Below are 18,614 nucleotides of genomic sequence, written 5' to 3'. Positions count from 1 at the left end.
CTCATAAGAAGAAGACGTGAAGCGCTCCTTCTTATCTTCCAAGCGAATCGCTTGCTGGACTTAGCACCTTGACGATCGTCAGGTTGCTGAAGGTTCATCGGGCCAGTCCCTCCCCTTCTCTCGATAAGACGTTGTATGAAGTTATTCATAAATGTAACTGATTTTTTAGAAATATTCAACTATTTTTAATTAGAAAAGAAAAAGAAGGCAGCGCGCCTTCTTAACGGTAGTTGACGAATTGGACGTCGATCGGTAAATCTGCTTCGCGAATCGCGGCGATTACTTTTTGCAAATCGTCTTTACTTTTGCCGCTGACGCGAATTTGGTCTTCTTGAATTTGACTTTTTACTTTTAACCCTGTATTTTTAATGATTGTGTTAATTTTTTTCGCGTTGTCTTTGTCGATGCCTTGAACGAGTTTCGCACGCTGGCGCACCGTTCCGCCAGACGCAGCTTCCACTTTTCCGTATTGAATGTTTTTTGTAGGGACGCCACGTTTAATAAGTTTGCCGATGAGCACATCTTTCAGTTGTTCAAGCTTAAATTCATCGTCAGAAATGAGAATAAGCTCATCTTTTTCAAGCGAAATGTCGCTTTTGCTCCCTTTAAAGTCGTAGCGGTTTTGAATTTCTTTTAACGCGATGTTGACGGCGTTTGTGACTTCCGACAAATCGACTTTTGACACGATATCAAATGAACTTTCTTTTGACATATTGATCACCTCGGCATAAATTCGTTGTGTTTCCATTATAGTCGATTGTTGGCATACGAACAACTTTACAAAATTTTTATATATAAAAAGTAAACAAAACGTCGAACGATGTCGATATAATAAATGAAGTGAGATTTAATCGAATAGTAAGGAGATGAGGAAATTTTATGAAAAAAGTATTTTCACTCATCGTGGCAATCGTTTTGCTCGTTGCCGCAGGGTGTTCACAAACGAGTTCCTTTCAACCGAAAGAGCGAATAAAAGTGGGCATTATGTTGTCGGACGTCGGACTCGGTGATCAATCGTTTAGCGATTCGGCGTTTAAAGGATTGATGAAGGCGCGTGATGAACTTGGCGTCTTTTTTGATTATCGCGAGTTAAAAGAAACGGGAACGTATGAAAAAGGGCTAACGGAACTTGTTGAAGCTGGAAACGATCTCGTCATCGGACTTGGGTTTATGGTGCAACAAGATTTAGAAAAAGTCGCGAAAAAATATCCGAAACAACAATTTATATTAATTGATGCGGTGTCTGATTTACCAAACATCACTTCGATTACGTTTAAAGAAGATGAAGGAAGCTTTTTAGCGGGCGTCGTCGCTGGCATGTTGACGAAAACGAACAACGTTGGCTTTGTTGGCGGAGCGGATGTACCTTTAATTCGCAAATTTGCAAACGGCTTTATTCAAGGGGTAAAAGCGGTGAAGCCAGAAGCGAAGGTACAAGAAGTGTATGCCGGCAATTTCGGTGATGATAAACTTGGGGCACAAATCGCGAAACAAATGATCGGAAACGGTGCCGACGTGTTGTACGCAGCAGCAGGGTTTACAGGTGTTGGCGTGTTGCGCGAAGCGGAGATGAATAAAAAATATGCGATCGGTGTCGATAGCGACCAATATTTTTATGCGGAAAAAGCGGTTGTGACATCGATGTTAAAAAATGTCGATGTGGCGCTATATACGGTCATTCAACAATATGTCGAAAAGAAAGAAGTGCCTAAAGGGACGGTCGAACTCGGCTTAAAAGAAAACGGTGTCGATTTAGCACCGATTCGCGTTGTGACATTCACTCCAGAACAACAAGCAACGCTTGAAAAATGGAAAGAAAAAGCGACGAACGGCATCGCACAATAAAGGAGGGATACGATGTCCATTAAACAGCGATTGTTATTTCATTCATTAGCCACGCCAGTTATTGCGGGCGCCATTATTGTGTTTATTATTATGAATATGCTGTCGATTCAATCGTCCAATCAAGATTTTGTGCCACTCATGATGAAGGCGCAACATTTACAAGCAGAATTGAAGGCGACGAAGCAAAGTTTAAGCAACTATGCGTATAGCCCGACAGAAGGGAATAAACAAGAAGTGCTTGTTCATTTAGCGGAATCGGAAAAGCTACTTCAAGCGTTAAATAAAGGATTAACTCAACCGTATTTCCGTTCTGCACTTGAACAGGCGAATAAAAAATTTGCGGCGCTTGATGCGGAATCGAAAGCGGCACTTGATGCGCGAAATGTAGCGGAAATTCGCCGCCAATCGATGCGGGCAGAAGGAGTATTAAACGACATATACGTCGTGAGCACGTATGTCGCTGAATATTATACGTATATGCAACAAACGTTACAAAAGCAAATTTCAGGCGTCATTACCATTTCGCTCGTTGCGATTGTCATCGTGTTATTGTTTGCTGGATTTAGTGGATTCCGTCTAACGCAAAAAATTACAACGCCGCTCAAAAAAATTGCTGAAAACGCGAAGCAAATCGCAAGCGGCAATTTGCGCATCGAGCCTGTGAAATATAATGGGAAAGATGAGCTTGCTGATTTAAATGCAGCGTTTACAACGATGGCTGATCAACTAAACGGTTTGCTTCAGTCGGTCGATACAGTAAGTAAGCAAGTCGAGACGTTTGCGAAAGAAATTGATGAAGAAACAAAAATGTTAACAGAAATTAACAATCAAGTCGCTGTCTCGACGAATGAATTATCCGCTGGGGCGCAAAGCATTTCGGAAGACTTGCAAAGTGCAGTACAGCTCATTGAACGCATGGAAGGAACTGTACAACAAAACGTTGCGCGTACGGAACAAGCGGCGCGTTATAGTGACGAAGCGGTTGAAGCGATTGTGCACGGTCAAGCAGCGTTAGCAGAACAAAAAACATTTATTGATGAAAATGCCAAGGCGACTGCCTCAATCGAACAATCGACGGAACAGTTTGCGACGTATGCAAGTAAAATTGAAGATATGGCAAAAGCGGTATCTGATATTGCAACGCAAACGAACTTATTGGCGTTAAATGCAGCGATTGAAGCAGCACGAGCAGGAGAAGCGGGGAAAGGGTTTGCCGTCGTTGCTGAAGAAGTGCGCAAACTTGCAGAAGAATCGTCGAAAGCGACAAATCAAATTTTTGAGATGGTACAGCTCATTCAATCGGGGTTAACGAATGTGACCGAGGCGGTTCGCCGTGGGGTAAATATTGCGGAAGCGCAAACGAAAGCGATTGAGACGACAACCGATGCGTTTGCACAAATTGAAAGTAAAGTACAACATATTACAACAGACATGCAAGCGCTTGTGATCGGTATGGACGAATCGAAAGAGCTTGGTAAAAACGTCTTGCAAAACGTCGAAAGCATTAGTGCCGTTGTCGAACAGTCCGCAGCAGGTAGCGAAGAAATTGCTGCGTCGATGGTTGAGCAATTAGAAGCGTTCAAAAAAATGAGCGAAAAAGTGACGACGTTGCGCCAACTAACAGACGACTTACAAAAAATGATGGCAAAGTTTCAAATGAGGTAAAAAAGATGCTCCGCGCGAGCATCTTTTTTACAAATGGTTCGTTTCTTTTGAATAGGCGCGTTTGCCAGCTTGGCGGTTTTTTTCGCGCTCCATATTTTTCTCGTGTCGTTTCGCGTTATTGTCTTTTGCTTTTTTGTCGTTATCGCTCGTCATATGTTCGCCCCCTTTAAAGGGTAGTGTAGTCATTGCGCAAGCTGTTTATTCAAGAAAAAGAGGGCGATCGTTCCCGGTCCGGCGTGTGCTCCGATGGCGCCGCCGATTTCAGAAATGAAAAATTGTTTGCAGCCGAACGTTTCTTCAATCATCGCTTTTAGTTCGAGCGCCGTTTGTTCGTCATCGCCATGGCTAATGCCGATGAGCTGGTTTTGTACGTCTGCTCCGCGCTCTCGCATGATCTCGACCATGCGCTTTAGCACTTTCTTCCGCCCACGCACTTTTTCAATCGGAATCAACTTCCCATCTTCGACATGAAGAAGTGGTTTAATGTTTAGTACCCCACCGACAAATGCTGCTGTTTTGCTGACGCGACCGCCGCGCGCTAAATATTGTAAGTCATCAACGGTAAAAATATGTTCCATATGGCGACAATACGTTTCAATGGTCGTCACGACATCTTCGTATGCGATACCGCTTTCTGCAAGCTCAACGGCTTTTTTCACGACAAGCCCAAGACCGAGCGATGCGCATTTCGAGTCGATAACCGTTAACTTCGCGTCAGGATATCGTTCAAGCACATCGTTTTTTATCATGGCCGCTGTTTGATATGTACCGGATAAAGCAGAGGAAAAGGCGATATAAATGGCAGGAATGTTTTCTTTGGCGAGCGTCGTAAATAGCTCTTCCATTTGCGCTGGTTTTGCTTGCGACGTTTTCGGTACATCTCCGTTACGCATCGCGTCGTACACTTGCTTTGGTTGAATCGTTAGTTGGTCGTCGTAGTCGTGACCGTTTATATGAACAGCTAACGGTAAAAAAGCAATTTGTTTTTCTTTTATAAAAGAAAGTGGCAAATCGCACCCGCTATCCGCTATAATTTTAATATTCATTTCAATCACCCCTATGTACATACTTATTTTAAGTGTAGCGGTTATAAGGAAAAAAAACAATTTTAGTGCTTTGTAGGAGGATGTTCTGTGGACGTAAAAAAACTGTTTGTCGTCGTCATTGGCGGATTATTAAACGCCATCGGCATGAATTTATTTTTAATTCCAGCGAACGTATATACGAGTGGGTTTGCTGGAGCGGCGCAGCTTATTTCCAAAGTCGTGGGCGACTACACACCTTATGCGCTTTCGACAGGTTTGTTGCTTTTTTTATTCAACATTCCGGTCGCTATTTTAGGATGGAAGAAAGTGGGTAAATCTTTTACGTTTTATAGCTTTTTAAGCGTTGTAGTCATGTCGCTCTTTCTTGAGCTTATCCCGGTTCGTTCACTTTCTGAAGATATTTTACTGAATGCAGTATTCGGCGGGGTGATTGCGGCAGTCGGAACGGGCTGGACGTTAAAATGGGGGGCGTCAACAGGTGGCTTAGATATTATTGCCCTTGTGTTGTCGCGCGTAAACGATCGCTCTGTTGGGACGTACATTTTTGCACTCAACTCCATCATTATTTTAACAGCCGGATATATGTACGGCTGGGAAAAGGCGTTATATACGCTTGTGACGCTGTATGTGACGACGCGTGTCATCGATGCGATTCATACGCGCCATCAAAAGCTTACCGCACTTATTATTACGACAAAAGGGGAAGAGATGAAGCAAGCGATCAAGTCACAAATGATTCGCGGCATTACCGTCATTCCGGCAAAAGGGGCATTTCTAAACGAAGATAAAGATATGCTAATGATCGTTATTACACGTTATGAGTTGTTTGATTTAAAACGAATTATTAAAGAAGTCGATCCAAAGGCGTTTACAAACATTATGCAAACGACAGAAGTTGTCGGGTTTTTCCGAAAAGATTAAAGCTGCGCGTGACGCGCAGCTTTTTACAATGTATCGAGCTCATCTTGCAAATCGTGCAACTGTCTTCGCTCCGCATCGTTCGCATTCGCAAAGGCGGATGAGAGCGCATTTTTCGCCACAGCGATGGCGCGTTCTGTTTTTTCTTCTTTTGCTTTAGCGACCGCTTTTTTTGCTTGTTGAAATAACGGATTACCCATATTAAAATCCCCCGAGATTCGTATGATCCGCTTTTTCTGCTTTGCGTCGTTCCGCTTCTTCATACGTCATATGATACGGAATGCGCTCATCATGTTTATAAACCGCATCAGCACCTTGTTGAACGAAACGTTTTGATTTATTTCGTTTGCCCACACGACATGCCCCCTTGTTTGCCGCTTGTGACGCATATGGCGTCGATGATAGTTTGTTCATGTTTACGTCACAATACGTAAGGGAATTTTTTATAACTTTAATAATGATTGCAAATAAACAGCGATCCCGTCTTCTTCGTTCGTTTTTGTCACATCGTCTGCGACTGCTTTTAGCGGTTCAATTGCATTGCCCATCGCGACACCTAATCCAGCCCATTTTAACATCTCGATATCGTTATCTTCATCGCCAAAAGCGATGACGCGTTCGCGTGGAATACCGTAATAGGAAGCAATTTTTTCAAGACCGACTGCTTTATGGATGCCGGTTCGGACGATTTCAATGACGTGCCACGGGGCTGTCCAACTGCGGTGGTCGATGACGTTTGCGTGCACTTCAGACAAATATGTGCGAATGCGCCCGACGTTTTGTTCGTCAGATAAAATTAAAATGCTCGTTGGATCTTTTCGTAAAATGTCACGTAAGTTTCCGATATATACATTTGGATTTCCTAAATTAAACAAATCAAGTAATTGCTCGTCATGTTCGTGAAAATAAACATCGTCCATCACTTCAGCTAAAATGTTGCGCACGTTGTACTTTCGGCTTACTTCAACAATTTCTTTTACTGTTTCTAACTGAAGTGGCGTATGGTACATTCCCCAGCTGTCATCTTTCGGATGATGAACGAATGCACCGTTGAAATTGACGATCGGCGTCGTTAAGTCGAGTTGTTCATAATACATTTTACTTGCGCGATACGGGCGACCTGTTGCGATGACGACGATGTGTCCCGCCTCTTTTGCTTTTTGAATAACATCATAAGAACGTGAAGAAATCGTTTTATCATCTTTTAACAACGTCCCATCTAAATCAATTGCAATTAAATGTTGTTCCATAACCGTTCCCCTTTTCGTTAAAATTATTCCTCATTCAGTGTATCGTTTTTCCAAAATATTTGTCTATATGGTAATATAATGTTAAAACATCATATGGGAGATGAGAACATGGTATCCATTATTCGCGAGTCGATCGCAAACATTCCTTGCTTACATGTCGTAAAAGAAGATGATATCCATCATATGCGTCCACTTGTCATTTTTATTCATGGTTTTACGAGCGCAAAAGAACATAATCTTCATTTCGGCTATTTGCTTGCCGAAGCTGGATATCGCGTCGTGTTGCCGGATGCGCTGTATCATGGGGAACGTCCAAATCCGCTTTCTGACGATGAACTTCATTTGTCGTTTTGGGATATTGTATTAACGACTATTCGTGAATTAGAGGACATAAAAAATGAACTAGTCGAACGAAACCTTGTCGATCGTGAGCGCATTGGCGTCGTTGGTACATCGATGGGGGGCATTGTGACGTTCGGGGCACTTACGCAATACGATTGGATTCGCGTCGCCGGCTCATTGATGGGAAGTCCGTGCTATAAAACGTTTTTTGATTTACAATTGCAATTTGCAGAAAGAAAAGGGATGACGTTGCCGCTCTCTAGGCAGCAACTTGAATCGTTGCGCAACACGTTAATGACATACGATTTATCATTGCAACCTGAAAAATTAAATGGCCGTCCGCTTTTTATTTGGCACGGAAAACAAGATGATGTCGTTCCGTTTGATTATACATACGCCTTTTATAAACAAATTGAGCCGTTTCATCAGCCGCTTACGATGCTAATTGATGAACATGCGGGACATAAAGTGACGCGCGAAGCGTTTTTACAAACGGTTCAATGGTTTGTCACACATTTATAAAAAAATGTGACAGGCGTCACAAAGAAAAAAGAAGGAGAGTGGTACAATCGAAGATGAAGGAGGGGATACGATGATTCCAAAACAACATGGCGCTTGGGCGATGTTACTTATTCCGTTTTTATTCGGCATCGATATCGGTCAAGCGACATGGCTTCATCTTCCGTTATTTGTCGCATGGTTTTTCCTATATTTAGCCACATATATATGGACGTTAATGATAAAAAAACAAGCAACTGTTCGTCATAAAAAATGGTTTGCAACATATATGTTGATCGCGCTTATTTTTGTCGCATTCCCACTTGCTTACAAACCGTCGCTCATTTATTTCGGTTTAGCGATGCTTCCGTTCTTTATTGTAAATATGTATTTTGCGAAAAAGAAAAAAGAGCGTGCGTTTGTAAACGATGTCGCTGCCATTATCAACTTTTCCATTGGTGGACTTGGGAGTTACTACATCGGTACGGGACATATGGATGAAAAAGCGTTGTTTTTATTTATTGCTTCCGTCTTGTTTTTCATCGGAAGCACATTTTACGTGAAAACGATGATTCGCGAAAAAAACAATCCACGCTATAAGTGGGCGTCATGGTTGTTTCATCTATTTGTCGTTGTCGTATGTGTTGCAACAGGAAACGGTTGGCTTGCCTTCGCGTATGTGCCGAGCGCCGTACGGGCGATTTATTTTTATGGAAAAGCGTTGTCGATTAAAAAAGTAGGGATTTATGAAATTGTCAATGCTGTTTATTTTGCGCTTGTTGTGATGATCGTTTATTAATATGATGCAAAACGGGTGTCTTCATTTTTCGGACACCCGTTTATTTCATGTTGCATATGTCGATTGGACAACCTTCGCAACGAATATCATCTTTTAAAAATTGTATATCGTAAATCGTCATTTTCCCTTTCTCGAAAGAAATGACGCCACGCTCTTTTAATTCTTTCAACAGGCGGCTGACGACTTCGCGTGCACTGCCACAAAAATTGGCGAGTTCTTGTGTCGTCATCGGAAGATCGATAAAAATACCGTCTTCTGTTTCAACGCCGTAGCTATTCGCTAAACGAATGAGTGTGGAATAAAGCGCACCTTTTTTTCCGTGCAAAATTAAATCGCGCACTTTTGTTTGCATCCGTTGTAATTGTAAATGAATCCATTGCATAAACTGCAACGCAAACGCATGGTCTGTCGTCAATTTTTCTTCGAGTTGTTGCTTGTTGATGACAGCTAACGTCCCCGCCTCCATCATTTTTGCGCTAACGGTACAAACGCACATCGATTGAAACGGAACGATCTCCCCAAACGCGTCCCCTTGCTCACAAATGCGAAGCAACAGTTCGCGCCCTTCCTCAGTCGTTTTACTCAATTGTACTTTTCCTGTACATACAACATACAGCTCACTTGCCGCTTCCCCTTCTTGAAAAATATATTCTCCTTTTTGAATGTCGATCGTATGGTGAGGGAGGGAAAGAAGCTCGGATAAGGAGATCGGTTGAATTGTCATATGCTAACCACCTTTTGTTGTTATCTAATTCCATTAAAAAGAAAAACAGATGCGGCGTCAATAAATGAATGGGAAAAACGAAAAATATTTAAATATACATTTGATTTTATTTTTATGCAGTATTATAATGATAACTAAATTTATAAAATATACAGAAAGTGGGGAACAGGTTAATGAAAGTCTCCGTTATTGGAGCGACAGGATACGGGGGAATTGAACTCATTCGCTTATTGCAACATCATCCGCATATGCATGTCGCTTCTGTTCATTCATCTTCACAAGCAGGTGTTTCGCTACATGACGTGTATCCGCATATCGAGGAGCGTTTCGTCTTGCGTGATATTCGAAGCGATGATATCGAAGGCGAGCTTGTGTTTTTAGCGACACCGCCTGGCGTATCGAGCGAATGGACGCCGAAATTGCTGGCAGCAGGGCATAAAGTCATCGATTTATCCGGAGACTTTCGTTTGCGTGACGGGAACGTATATGCGAAATGGTATAAAAGGCAGGCGCCGAACGAGGAGCTACTAAAACAGGCGGTGTACGGGCTGACCGAGTGGAATCGCGACCGCATTGCGACGGCGAGCTTAATCGCTAATCCAGGCTGCTATCCGACAGCGACGTTGCTCGGATTAGCGCCACTTGTCATTCAAAAATGGGTTGTTTCTGATTCGATTATTGTCGATGCGAAATCAGGTGTGTCTGGTGCAGGGCGCGGGGTGTCGCTTGGCGTTCATTTTGCAGAAACGAATGAAAACGTAAAAATATACAAAGTGAATACGCATCAACACATTCCTGAAATTGAACAAATGTTAGGCGATTGGAATGACCAAATTGGGCCGATTACGTTCAGCACGCATTTAATTCCGATGACGCGCGGCATTATGGCGACGATATATGCGGAAGCGGCATGTATCGTATCGGTTGATAGAATAATAGAGTTATATGAAGAAACGTACAAACATTGCCCGTTCGTGCGCGTGCGGGAAGCTGGATCGTTCCCATGTACGAAAGACGTATATGGCTCAAATTATTGTGATATTGGGATTGCTTATGATGAGCGCACGAATCGCATTACTGTTGTGAGCGTGATCGATAATTTAATGAAAGGGGCGGCAGGGCAAGCCGTTCAAAATGCAAATGTGATGTTTGGATTCGACGAACAAACGGGACTGACGGCGATGCCGATGTATCCGTAAATGGGGGGAGAAAAGTGAAAGTGAAAGAAAAAAAAGTAAAATATATAGCCGATGGAACGATTGTTACACCGAAAGGATTTCAAGCCGCTGGTGTGCATGCGGGACTGCGTTATACGAAAAAAGATTTAGGGGTGATTGTTTGCGACGTGCCGGCAACATGTGCGGCAGTGTATACGCAAAATGTGTTTCAAGCAGCCCCTTTGCAAGTGACGAAACAAAGCATTGCGGTAGAACAAAAACTTCAAGCAGTCATTGTCAATAGCGCGTATGCGAATGCATGTACAGGAGAACAAGGATTACAAGATGCGTACGAAATGCGGAAGTTGTGTGCGGAAACATTTGGACTTCATGAGCATCTCGTAGCGGTCGCATCGACAGGAGTCATTGGTGAGTATTTGCCGATGGAAAAAATTCGTGCGAGCATTCCAAAATTGAAACCGAAGGCGGAATGGGATAGTGCAGTTGATTTTCAAACGGCCATTTTAACGACTGACCTTGTTATGAAAAAAACGTGTTACGAAACGGTTGTAGACGGTCAAGTCGTGACTATTGCAGGGGCGGCAAAAGGTTCGGGGATGATTCATCCAAATATGGCAACGATGCTTGCTTTTATTACGACGGATGCGAACATCCCATCAGACGTATTACAAGATGCGCTGCGCTCCATTACAAATGTGTCGTTTAATCAAATTACGGTCGACGGAGAAACGTCAACAAACGATATGGTCATCGTCATGGCAAGCGGATTGGCAGGCAATGAGACGCTTTCCCCGCAACATCCGGATTGGGAAAACTTTTATGAAGCGCTTCGCCAAACGTGTGAACATTTAGCGAAGCAAATTGCACGTGACGGTGAGGGCGCAACAAAATTAATTGAGGCGCGTGTAAAAGGAGCAAAAACAGACGAAGAAGCGAAATGGGCGGCGAAACATATCGTCGGATCGAATTTGGTGAAAACAGCAGTATATGGGGCAGATGCAAATTGGGGGCGTATTATCGGTGCGATTGGACATAGCGGAGCATACATCAAACCAGATTGTGTCGACGTATGGATCGGTTCGATTCACATGTTAAAACAAAGCCAACCGATGCCGTTTTCAGAACAAGAAGCGAAAGCCGCTCTAATGGAAGATGTCGTGGTGATTACAGTCGATTTGCATGTCGGCGAAGGAGAAGGGATCGCATGGGGATGCGATTTAACGTACGACTACATTAAAATTAATGCGAGCTATCGCACATAAGGTGGGATCGTTGTGATTGTCATTAAATGCGGCGGCAGTGTGCTTCATGAGTTATCTCCATCGTTTTTTACGAGCGTTAAACAACTAAGAGAAAGTGGACTTGATGTTGTCATCGTTCATGGTGGTGGACCAGACATTGGGCATTTGTTACAGGCGCTCAACATTCCGTCCGAATTTGTCAACGGCTTGCGAAAAACGACAAAAGACGTGCTAGACGTTGTTGAAATGGTGTTAAACGGAAAAGTGAACAAAACGCTCGTTTCACTTTTGCAAACAAACGGCATTCGTGCGGTTGGTTTGTCCGGTGTCGACGATCGCTTGTTACAAGCGAAACCGATCGACGTACAAACGCTCGGCTATGTAGGAGAAGTCGTACACGTTCATGCGAAAATGTTGCATATGTTGTTGCGTCACGGATACGTCCCTGTCATTGCGCCAATGGGTGTGGATGAACGTGGACAAACGTACAACATTAACGCCGATACAGCCGCCTCTGCCATTGCGCAGGCGCTTTCGGCTGACAAACTCGTTTTTGTCACAGACGTCGCTGGTATTTTAAAAAATGGAGAAGTTGTTAAAGAAGCAACTGCTCAAACGATTGAGGCAATGATGGCTGATGGAACAATTTCAGGTGGAATGATTCCGAAAGTAAAAGCTGCTCTTCACGCGCTCCATTCGGTTCAAGAAGTGGCGATTGTGAGCGGAAAGGCTTCATTTTATAAAGAAGGAACGTGGCATGGAACGATGATGAAGAAAGAGGTGTACGTATGATTTTTCCAACGTATCAACGATTCCCGATTACGGTGGCAAAAGCTGAGGGGACGAAACTTATCGCAACAGACGGAACATCATATCTCGATTTTGTCGCAGGGATTGCCGTATGCAATCTCGGTCATCGCCATCCTGCAGTGCAACAAGCGCTTGAGGCGCAACTAAATGAAGTATGGCACGTGTCCAATTTATTTCATCTCCCGATTCAAGAAGAAGTCGCTTCTCTTCTCGTTCAACATTCTGTTGGCGATGCAGTATTTTTTTGCAATAGCGGAGCGGAAGCAAACGAAGCGGCGATCAAGCTTGCACGCAAACATACGGGACGTTCGAAAATCATTACGTGTGAACAATCGTTTCACGGGCGTACATTTGCGACGATGTCAGCAACAGGGCAAGCGAAAATTCATGACGGCTTTGGCCCGTTGTTGCCGACGTTTGTGTATGTACCGTTTAACGATATCGATGCCCTTCAGAGAGAAATGGACGAAACGGTAGCGGCTGTCATGGTGGAAGTCGTGCAAGGTGAAGGCGGTGTTGTCGTCGGAGAAAAATCATTTTTACAGGCAGCACAACAGCTTTGTCAAACGTATGGAGCATTGTTGATTGTCGATGAAGTGCAAACGGGCATCGGGCGAACAGGAACGTTATTCGCTTACGAACAGTTTGACATTTCACCAGATGTCATTACCGTTGCGAAAGGGTTAGGAAGCGGATTTCCTGTTGGGGCGATGATCGGAAAAAAACATGTCGTTGCAACATTTAGCGCTGGCGTACACGGTTCTACGTTTGGGGGCAACGCTTTGGCGATGGCAGCAGCAAAAGCAACGCTTGAGATCGTAGCACAGCCGTCATTTTTACAACAAGTGCAGGAAAAAGGAATATATTTCAAAAGTAAATTAGCCGAGCAATTAAAAGACGTTCACATCGTTCAAGAAGTACGCGGTTTAGGGTTAATGATTGGCATCGTATGTCGCGAACCAGTCGCAAACATCTTACCACATATTCACGATAAAGGATTGCTTGTTTTAGCCGCAGGGCCGAACGTGATTCGTCTGTTACCACCGCTCATTGTCACGAAAGAAGAGCTTGATGAAGCAGTCGCTATGTTACAAGAAGCGTTAACGTCATATGAACGCAATTTTTTATACGCATAAATGAATAAAAATTCTTTTTGTTTAATAAACATTCGGTTGGGGTGTTGAAATGGAAGCGTATTTACATTTACAAAACGGCAAAACGTTTGTCGGCAATTTAGAAACGGTGTGGACGGGAGATATTGCGGGAGAAGTTGTCTTTTTTACAGGAATGACAGGATATCAAGAAGTGTTAACAGACCCGTCGTATAAAAATCAAATGATTGTTTTTACGTATCCGCTCATTGGAAATTACGGGATTAATGAAGTCGATTTTGAAAGCAAACAGCCGCATGTAAAAGCTGTCATCGTTTATGAAGCAGAAGAGACGGGACATCATTACGAAGCGGCCTATAGCCTCAAGCAATATTTGCAAAAATGGAACGTCCCCCTTCTTACGCATGTGGATACGCGAGCGGTTGTGAAACAAATTCGTGAACATGGGGCGATGCCTGCTGTCATTTCAACGAGCCGACAGGCGAGCGTGCAAATGGAGGAACGAGCGCCTGTTCCACTCGTCAGTACATCGGATGTACAAACGTACGGAGACGGTCATATGCATGTTGTTTTATTTGATTTTGGCTACAAAAAATCAATCGTTCAGTCGTTAATCGATCATGGGTGTCGTGTCACCGTCGTTCCGTACAATACGCCGTTCCAAACGGTTGAGCAACTCGATGCTGACGGGGTGTTGTTATCGAACGGACCGGGGGATCCGAAACAGTTGTCGCGTGAGCTGCCCAATATTTTAGCTGTCATTGAACGGTATCCGACGCTTGCGATTTGTTTAGGACATCAGCTCGTGTCGCTCGCTTACGGGGGGGATACGGAAAAATTGCCGTTTGGGCATCGTGGGGCGAATCAGCCGGTATATGATGCGAAAACGAAAAAAGTGTTGATGACGTCACAAAATCATGGCTATGTCGTGAAAGCAGAAAGTTTAGCTCATACGCCGCTCTCTGTTCGGTTTATTAACGTGAACGATGGTTCGGTCGAAGGCGTTGTCCATGAAACGAAACCGATTTTATGTGTGCAATACCATCCTGAAGCGCATCCAGGACCGAATGATACGCAATTTATTTTTGCAGAATTTGTCGACATGATGAAAGCAGCAAGAAAGGAGAAAGTGTATGCCTAAAGATACAACGCTTCGCTCGATTCTTGTCATCGGTTCAGGGCCGATCGTCATCGGGCAGGCAGCGGAGTTTGACTATTCAGGAACGCAAGGTTGTTTAGCATTGAAAGAAGAAGGATACCGCGTCATTTTAGCAAACAACAATCCTGCGACAATTATGACCGATGAAGTGCATGCGGATGCGGTATATTTTGAGCCGCTGACCGTTGAAAGTATGGAAAAAATTATCGCAAAAGAGCGACCCGATGGGCTGTTGGCTACGCTTGGCGGGCAAACCGGACTGAATTTGGCTTTTGCGCTCCATGAACGTGGTATTTTACAAAAATATAACGTTCGCTTGCTCGGTACACCGATTGAATCGATTCAACGTGGTGAAGACCGCGAAGCGTTTCGAGCGTTAATGTATGAATTAAATGAACCGGTGCCAGAAAGCGAAATTGTAACGACAGTTGAAGAAGCGGTGCAATTCGCAAAACAAATCGGGTTTCCGATCATCGTCCGTCCGGCATATACGCTCGGTGGAACAGGCGGCGGCATTGCCGAAACGATGGATGAGCTTGTTGACATTGTCACAAAAGGATTGCAGGAAAGCCCGATTACGCAATGTTTAGTGGAACGGAGCGTCGCGGGGTTTAAAGAAATTGAATATGAAGTGATGCGCGACCATACGAATACGTGCATTACGATTTGTAATATGGAAAATATTGATCCTGTCGGTATTCATACGGGCGATTCGATCGTTGTTGCCCCGTCGCAAACGTTGACGGATGTCGAATATCATATGTTGCGTTCCGCTGCGATTAAAATTATTTCGGCGCTTGGCGTTGTCGGTGGATGCAACATTCAATTTGCGCTCGATCCGAAAAGTAAAAAGTATTATTTAATTGAAGTCAATCCGCGTGTGAGTCGATCGTCTGCGCTCGCATCGAAAGCGACCGGTTATCCGATCGCTAGAATGGCGGCGAAATTGGCGATCGGCTATACGCTAGCCGAGCTTATTAATCCGGTGACGGGACATACGTATGCGAGCTTTGAGCCTGCACTCGATTACGTCGTCGTCAAATTTCCGCGCTTTCCGTTTGATAAATTTTCGTTTGCCGATCGTCGTCTCGGGACGCAAATGAAAGCAACAGGAGAAGTAATGGCGATTGATCGCAATTTCGAGCGAGCGTTGCAAAAGGCACTTCATTCGCTTGAGTTAGACCATATTGGCTTATATTCACCAACAATGGCAAAACAGCCGACGAAGATGTTAATTGACATCGTAAAAACGGGAGACGATCGGCGCTTTTTTGCGATCTTAGAGCTGCTTCGGCGCGGCATGTCAACGGAGCAAATATATGAATGGACGAAAATCGATTTGTATTTTTTAACGCGTTTCGCTCAGCTTATTGCGCTTGAACAACGAGCGAAAGAAACGACGCTTCATTTGATTGATGAACAAACGTTTCGGACGTTAAAAGAAAAAGGATTTTCTGACGCGTATTTAGCTCATATATGGAACGTCGCTGAAAAAGATGTGCGCGAAAAAAGAAAAACGTATGGCATTGTTCCAGCTTATAAAATGGTCGATACGTGTGCAGCAGAATTTTCAGCTGAAACATCATACTATTATTCAACATATTTTGGCGAAAGTGAAGTGCAAACGAGCGACAAACCGAAAATGCTTATTCTCGGTTCAGGACCGATTCGTATTGGGCAAGGGATCGAGTTTGATTACAGTTCTGTTCATTGTGTGTACGCTTTGCAACAAGCGGGTTATGAAGCGATTTTAATCAACAACAATCCTGAAACGGTAAGTACCGATTTTACGGTAGCGGATCGTTTATATTTTGAACCGCTCACCGTCGAGGACGTATTAAATGTGGTGGAAGCGGAAAACGTCAAAGCGGTCATCGTGCAATTTGGTGGGCAAACGGCCATTAATTTAGCAAGCAAACTTGAAGCGTATGGCGTTTCCATCATTGGAATGAATAGCGATACGATCGATCAGTTGGAAGATCGGGAGCGTTTTTATACGTTGCTTCAATCGCTTGACATCCCACACGTGAAAGGGGCGATGGCAAACGATGAAACGGAATTATGGAGAAAAGTAGAAGAAATTGGATATCCACTTTTGCTTCGCCCGTCGTATGTCATTGGCGGGAGAGGGATGCATATTGTTCACGATAAACAACAGCTTTCTGCCCTTGTAGAGCAAGGCATCGTTTATCCTGTATTAATTGACGAATATGTGCGCGCAAAAGAAGGCGAGCTTGATGCGATTTGTGACGGATATGACGCGTTTGTTCCGACGATCATTGAACATGTCGAAAAAACGGGGGTGCATTCGGGCGATAGTTATGCATTGTTGCCTGCTCAATCGTTTACGAAAGAAGAAAAAGAAAAAATGATCGACTATACGAAACGAATCACAAAAAAGCTTTATTTTAAAGGATTAATGAACGTTCAGTTTATCGTACGAGACGGCGAAGTGTACGTATTAGAAGTGAATCCGCGGGCAAGTCGTACCGTTCCAGTTGTTAGTAAAGTGACAGGGGTACCGATGGTTCAACATGCGACAAACGTATTGCTTGGGAAATATTTGTCGGAAGACGTCAAACAAACGGTTTGTATCCCGTATGTTGTCTTAAAATATCCGGTGTTTTCGACATACAAACTGCCGGGTGTCGACCCGCTCGTTGGGCCAGAAATGAAATCGACAGGCGAAGGCATTAGCATCGCCAAAACGATCGAAGAAGCGGCATATAAAGCGTTTTATCCATATCTCGTGAAGAAAAAAGAGGCGCATGAAATATACGTCGATGCGCCAGCGGATGCGAAGTCCTTTATTGAACAAGCGCAACAACAAGGAGTAACGATTGTAACAGATGAGCCGTTTGAACAATGGGTCGCGAAAAAAGAGGCGCTTGCGTTTGTTAGCTTTATGCGTGATGAACAAAGTGCGGGGCGAAGAAAACAAGCGCTCGCTCGCCATGTGCTCGTGTTAACGGAAGAAGAAACAGCGAAATTGTTTTTACAAGCATGGTCAAGTAAAGATTTTTCCGTTTGTTCGATTCAAGATTGGTTAAAAACAATAAGTGAAGTGGTGAGAAAATGAACATGACAGCAACCATTCAATTAAAAGGAAAAGATTTTTTAACGTTAGCGGATTATTCAAAAGAAGAAATTGAATATTTGCTTCATTTAGCTGTTGAATTAAAAGAAAAACAACAAAACGGGGAGCGGTATACGCCGTTAAGCGGCAAAACGTTGGCAATGATTTTTGAAAAGCCGTCAACGAGAACGCGCGTCTCGTTCGAAGTAGGTATGGTGCAATTAGGCGGACATGCGCTTCATTTAAGCAGTCGCGATTTGCAAATTGGGCGCGGAGAAACGATTGCCGATACGGCGCGCGTATTGTCCGAATATGTCGACGCCATTATGATTCGCACATTTGAGCATGAAAAAGTCGCGGAACTTGCTCATTATGCGACGATTCCAGTTATTAACGGGTTAACTGATGACGATCACCCGTGTCAAGCGCTTGCTGATTTATTGACGATTTATGAAGTAAAAGGAAAACTACAAGGACTAAAGCTAGCCTACATTGGCGATGGAAACAATATGGCACACGCATTAATGCTGGCTGCTGCAAAAGTCGGCATGCATTGTGTGGTCGCTTCACCGAAAGGATATGAGCCGAAAGAAGCGATTGTTAAAGAAGCGAAGCAGATCGCAAACGAAAGCGGAGCGACGATCGTTGTCACAAACGATCCGTACGAGGCGATTGCTGACGCGGATGTCGTATACACTGATGTATGGGCAAGCATGGGGCAAGAAGCAGAAGCGAACGAACGGATGCACATATTTGCACCGTTTCAAGTGAATGAAGCACTCGTCCAACGAGCGAAACAAGATTTTATGTTTTTACATTGCCTGCCAGCCCATCGTGGAGAAGAAGTGACGGAAGGTGTCATCGATGGAAAACAGTCGTACATTTTCCAACAGGCAAGCAATCGTCTTCATGCACAAAAAGCATTACTCGTTTCGTTGCTGTAGCATTTGG

Annotated in this window: 19 protein-coding genes and 1 riboswitch; of the genes, 12 read left to right on the top strand and 7 right to left on the bottom strand. The window is 43.8% G+C overall.

What is annotated here, in order from left to right; genetic code table 11:
* Nucleotides 1-28: 28 nt before the first annotated feature.
* Nucleotides 29-130, bottom strand: a riboswitch (SAM riboswitch).
* Between the two features lie 90 nt (nucleotides 131-220).
* A complete protein-coding gene (locus tag ETB99_RS02735) occupies nucleotides 221-712 on the bottom strand; it encodes a YajQ family cyclic di-GMP-binding protein (protein ID WP_021094041.1) in 492 nt (163 codons plus the stop codon).
* A 167-nt stretch (nucleotides 713-879) separates the two neighbouring features.
* On the opposite strand from ETB99_RS02735, the gene ETB99_RS02730 reads away from it, so the two are divergent.
* Together ETB99_RS02730 and ETB99_RS02725 are read left to right on the top strand one after the other, a co-directional pair.
* Nucleotides 880-1,845 carry a BMP family lipoprotein gene (locus ETB99_RS02730; protein ID WP_128999851.1) on the top strand — a complete coding sequence of 322 codons (966 nt, stop codon included), beginning with the start codon at nucleotides 880-882 and terminating at the stop codon, nucleotides 1,843-1,845.
* 12 nt (nucleotides 1,846-1,857) lie between these two features.
* Nucleotides 1,858-3,510: a methyl-accepting chemotaxis protein gene (locus ETB99_RS02725; RefSeq protein ID WP_171699838.1), complete on the top strand. Its 1,653-nt coding sequence runs from the start codon at nucleotides 1,858-1,860 to the stop codon at nucleotides 3,508-3,510.
* Between the two features lie 27 nt (nucleotides 3,511-3,537).
* Here the strand turns inward: ETB99_RS02725 and ETB99_RS02720 are convergent, their stop codons facing one another.
* Together ETB99_RS02720 and ETB99_RS02715 are read right to left on the bottom strand one after the other, a co-directional pair.
* A complete protein-coding gene (locus tag ETB99_RS02720; RefSeq protein WP_003395443.1) occupies nucleotides 3,538-3,663 on the bottom strand; it encodes a DUF3941 domain-containing protein in 126 nt (41 codons plus the stop codon).
* A 29-nt stretch (nucleotides 3,664-3,692) separates the two neighbouring features.
* Nucleotides 3,693-4,556, bottom strand: a complete 864-nt coding sequence (locus ETB99_RS02715) for a DegV family protein (RefSeq protein ID WP_171699837.1) — start codon at nucleotides 4,554-4,556, stop codon at nucleotides 3,693-3,695.
* An 87-nt stretch (nucleotides 4,557-4,643) separates the two neighbouring features.
* On the opposite strand from ETB99_RS02715, the gene ETB99_RS02710 reads away from it, so the two are divergent.
* Nucleotides 4,644-5,477, top strand: coding sequence for a YitT family protein (locus ETB99_RS02710; protein ID WP_006318886.1), 834 nt, complete (start codon nucleotides 4,644-4,646; stop codon nucleotides 5,475-5,477).
* 23 nt (nucleotides 5,478-5,500) lie between these two features.
* Here ETB99_RS02710 and ETB99_RS02705 read toward each other — a convergent pair whose 3' ends face one another.
* The 3 genes from ETB99_RS02705 to ETB99_RS02695 all read right to left on the bottom strand — a co-directional run bounded on the left by ETB99_RS02705 (nucleotide 5,501) and on the right by ETB99_RS02695 (nucleotide 6,724).
* Nucleotides 5,501-5,674 carry a DUF3813 domain-containing protein gene (locus ETB99_RS02705; protein ID WP_006318885.1) on the bottom strand — a complete coding sequence of 58 codons (174 nt, stop codon included), beginning with the start codon at nucleotides 5,672-5,674 and terminating at the stop codon, nucleotides 5,501-5,503.
* Between the two features lies 1 nt (nucleotide 5,675).
* Nucleotides 5,676-5,828 carry a hypothetical protein gene (locus ETB99_RS02700; protein ID WP_162829817.1) on the bottom strand — a complete coding sequence of 51 codons (153 nt, stop codon included), beginning with the start codon at nucleotides 5,826-5,828 and terminating at the stop codon, nucleotides 5,676-5,678.
* A gap of 89 nt (nucleotides 5,829-5,917) precedes the next feature.
* On the bottom strand, nucleotides 5,918-6,724 hold the full coding sequence (locus ETB99_RS02695; RefSeq protein ID WP_171699836.1) for a Cof-type HAD-IIB family hydrolase: 807 nt from the start codon (nucleotides 6,722-6,724) through the stop codon (nucleotides 5,918-5,920).
* 108 nt (nucleotides 6,725-6,832) lie between these two features.
* Between ETB99_RS02695 and ETB99_RS02690 the strand changes: the two genes are divergently transcribed.
* Together ETB99_RS02690 and ETB99_RS02685 are read left to right on the top strand one after the other, a co-directional pair.
* A complete protein-coding gene (locus ETB99_RS02690; protein ID WP_164970089.1) occupies nucleotides 6,833-7,588 on the top strand; it encodes an alpha/beta fold hydrolase in 756 nt (251 codons plus the stop codon).
* 70 nt (nucleotides 7,589-7,658) lie between these two features.
* A complete protein-coding gene (locus ETB99_RS02685; protein ID WP_077427660.1) occupies nucleotides 7,659-8,363 on the top strand; it encodes a YwiC-like family protein in 705 nt (234 codons plus the stop codon).
* Nucleotides 8,364-8,403: 40 nt separating this feature from the next.
* Here ETB99_RS02685 and ETB99_RS02680 read toward each other — a convergent pair whose 3' ends face one another.
* Nucleotides 8,404-9,087, bottom strand: a complete 684-nt coding sequence (locus ETB99_RS02680) for a Crp/Fnr family transcriptional regulator (RefSeq protein WP_077427658.1) — start codon at nucleotides 9,085-9,087, stop codon at nucleotides 8,404-8,406.
* A 173-nt stretch (nucleotides 9,088-9,260) separates the two neighbouring features.
* Between ETB99_RS02680 and argC the strand changes: the two genes are divergently transcribed.
* Genes argC through argF form a run of 7 tightly spaced genes read left to right on the top strand, consistent with a single transcriptional unit; the run spans nucleotide 9,261 to nucleotide 18,607 of the window.
* Nucleotides 9,261-10,286 carry an N-acetyl-gamma-glutamyl-phosphate reductase gene (gene argC / locus ETB99_RS02675; protein WP_171699835.1) on the top strand — a complete coding sequence of 342 codons (1,026 nt, stop codon included), beginning with the start codon at nucleotides 9,261-9,263 and terminating at the stop codon, nucleotides 10,284-10,286.
* 14 nt (nucleotides 10,287-10,300) lie between these two features.
* Complete coding sequence (gene argJ / locus ETB99_RS02670) at nucleotides 10,301-11,527, top strand: bifunctional ornithine acetyltransferase/N-acetylglutamate synthase (protein WP_077427654.1); 1,227 nt, start codon at nucleotides 10,301-10,303, stop codon at nucleotides 11,525-11,527.
* A gap of 12 nt (nucleotides 11,528-11,539) precedes the next feature.
* Nucleotides 11,540-12,298 (top strand): acetylglutamate kinase, encoded by a 759-nt coding sequence (gene argB / locus ETB99_RS02665; protein WP_171699834.1) that lies wholly within the window; start codon nucleotides 11,540-11,542, stop codon nucleotides 12,296-12,298.
* Nucleotides 12,295-13,452 (top strand): acetylornithine transaminase, encoded by a 1,158-nt coding sequence (locus ETB99_RS02660; protein ID WP_171699833.1) that lies wholly within the window; start codon nucleotides 12,295-12,297, stop codon nucleotides 13,450-13,452. Before argB ends, ETB99_RS02660 begins: the two co-directional genes overlap by 4 nt.
* Nucleotides 13,453-13,501: 49 nt before the next feature.
* Nucleotides 13,502-14,569, top strand: a complete 1,068-nt coding sequence (locus tag ETB99_RS02655) for a carbamoyl phosphate synthase small subunit (RefSeq protein WP_171699832.1) — start codon at nucleotides 13,502-13,504, stop codon at nucleotides 14,567-14,569.
* Nucleotides 14,562-17,666 (top strand): carbamoyl-phosphate synthase (glutamine-hydrolyzing) large subunit, encoded by a 3,105-nt coding sequence (locus ETB99_RS02650; protein WP_171699831.1) that lies wholly within the window; start codon nucleotides 14,562-14,564, stop codon nucleotides 17,664-17,666. Before ETB99_RS02655 ends, ETB99_RS02650 begins: the two co-directional genes overlap by 8 nt.
* On the top strand, nucleotides 17,663-18,607 hold the full coding sequence (argF, locus tag ETB99_RS02645; protein WP_171699830.1) for an ornithine carbamoyltransferase: 945 nt from the start codon (nucleotides 17,663-17,665) through the stop codon (nucleotides 18,605-18,607). Before ETB99_RS02650 ends, argF begins: the two co-directional genes overlap by 4 nt.
* The last annotated feature ends 7 nt before the right edge of the window (nucleotides 18,608-18,614 follow it).

The sequence above is a fragment of the Anoxybacillus sp. CHMUD genome (genome assembly GCF_013096965.1).
Classification (GTDB): Bacteria; Bacillota; Bacilli; order Bacillales; family Anoxybacillaceae; genus Anoxybacillus; species Anoxybacillus kestanbolensis_A.
This window is presented reverse-complemented; position numbering and strand designations above follow the sequence as displayed.

Bases quoted from the DNA above. Each gene is read 5' to 3' on its own strand.
- ETB99_RS02720 (WP_003395443.1), bottom strand. From the start codon at position 3,663: ATGACGAGCGATAACGACAAAAAAGCAAAAGACAATAACGCGAAACGA.
- ETB99_RS02685 (WP_077427660.1), top strand. From the start codon at position 7,659: ATGATTCCAAAACAACATGGCGCTTGGGCGATGTTACTTATTCCGTTT.
- ETB99_RS02715 (WP_171699837.1), bottom strand. From the start codon at position 4,556: ATGAATATTAAAATTATAGCGGATAGCGGGTGCGATTTGCCACTTTCT.
- ETB99_RS02735 (WP_021094041.1), bottom strand. From the start codon at position 712: ATGTCAAAAGAAAGTTCATTTGATATCGTGTCAAAAGTCGATTTGTCG.
- ETB99_RS02725 (WP_171699838.1), top strand. From the start codon at position 1,858: ATGTCCATTAAACAGCGATTGTTATTTCATTCATTAGCCACGCCAGTT.
- argC (WP_171699835.1), top strand. From the start codon at position 9,261: ATGAAAGTCTCCGTTATTGGAGCGACAGGATACGGGGGAATTGAACTC.
- ETB99_RS02680 (WP_077427658.1), bottom strand. From the start codon at position 9,087: ATGACAATTCAACCGATCTCCTTATCCGAGCTTCTTTCCCTCCCTCAC.
- ETB99_RS02690 (WP_164970089.1), top strand. From the start codon at position 6,833: ATGGTATCCATTATTCGCGAGTCGATCGCAAACATTCCTTGCTTACAT.
- ETB99_RS02650 (WP_171699831.1), top strand. From the start codon at position 14,562: ATGCCTAAAGATACAACGCTTCGCTCGATTCTTGTCATCGGTTCAGGG.
- ETB99_RS02730 (WP_128999851.1), top strand. From the start codon at position 880: ATGAAAAAAGTATTTTCACTCATCGTGGCAATCGTTTTGCTCGTTGCC.
- ETB99_RS02655 (WP_171699832.1), top strand. From the start codon at position 13,502: ATGGAAGCGTATTTACATTTACAAAACGGCAAAACGTTTGTCGGCAAT.
- ETB99_RS02695 (WP_171699836.1), bottom strand. From the start codon at position 6,724: ATGGAACAACATTTAATTGCAATTGATTTAGATGGGACGTTGTTAAAA.
- argF (WP_171699830.1), top strand. From the start codon at position 17,663: ATGAACATGACAGCAACCATTCAATTAAAAGGAAAAGATTTTTTAACG.
- ETB99_RS02660 (WP_171699833.1), top strand. From the start codon at position 12,295: ATGATTTTTCCAACGTATCAACGATTCCCGATTACGGTGGCAAAAGCT.
- ETB99_RS02705 (WP_006318885.1), bottom strand. From the start codon at position 5,674: ATGGGTAATCCGTTATTTCAACAAGCAAAAAAAGCGGTCGCTAAAGCA.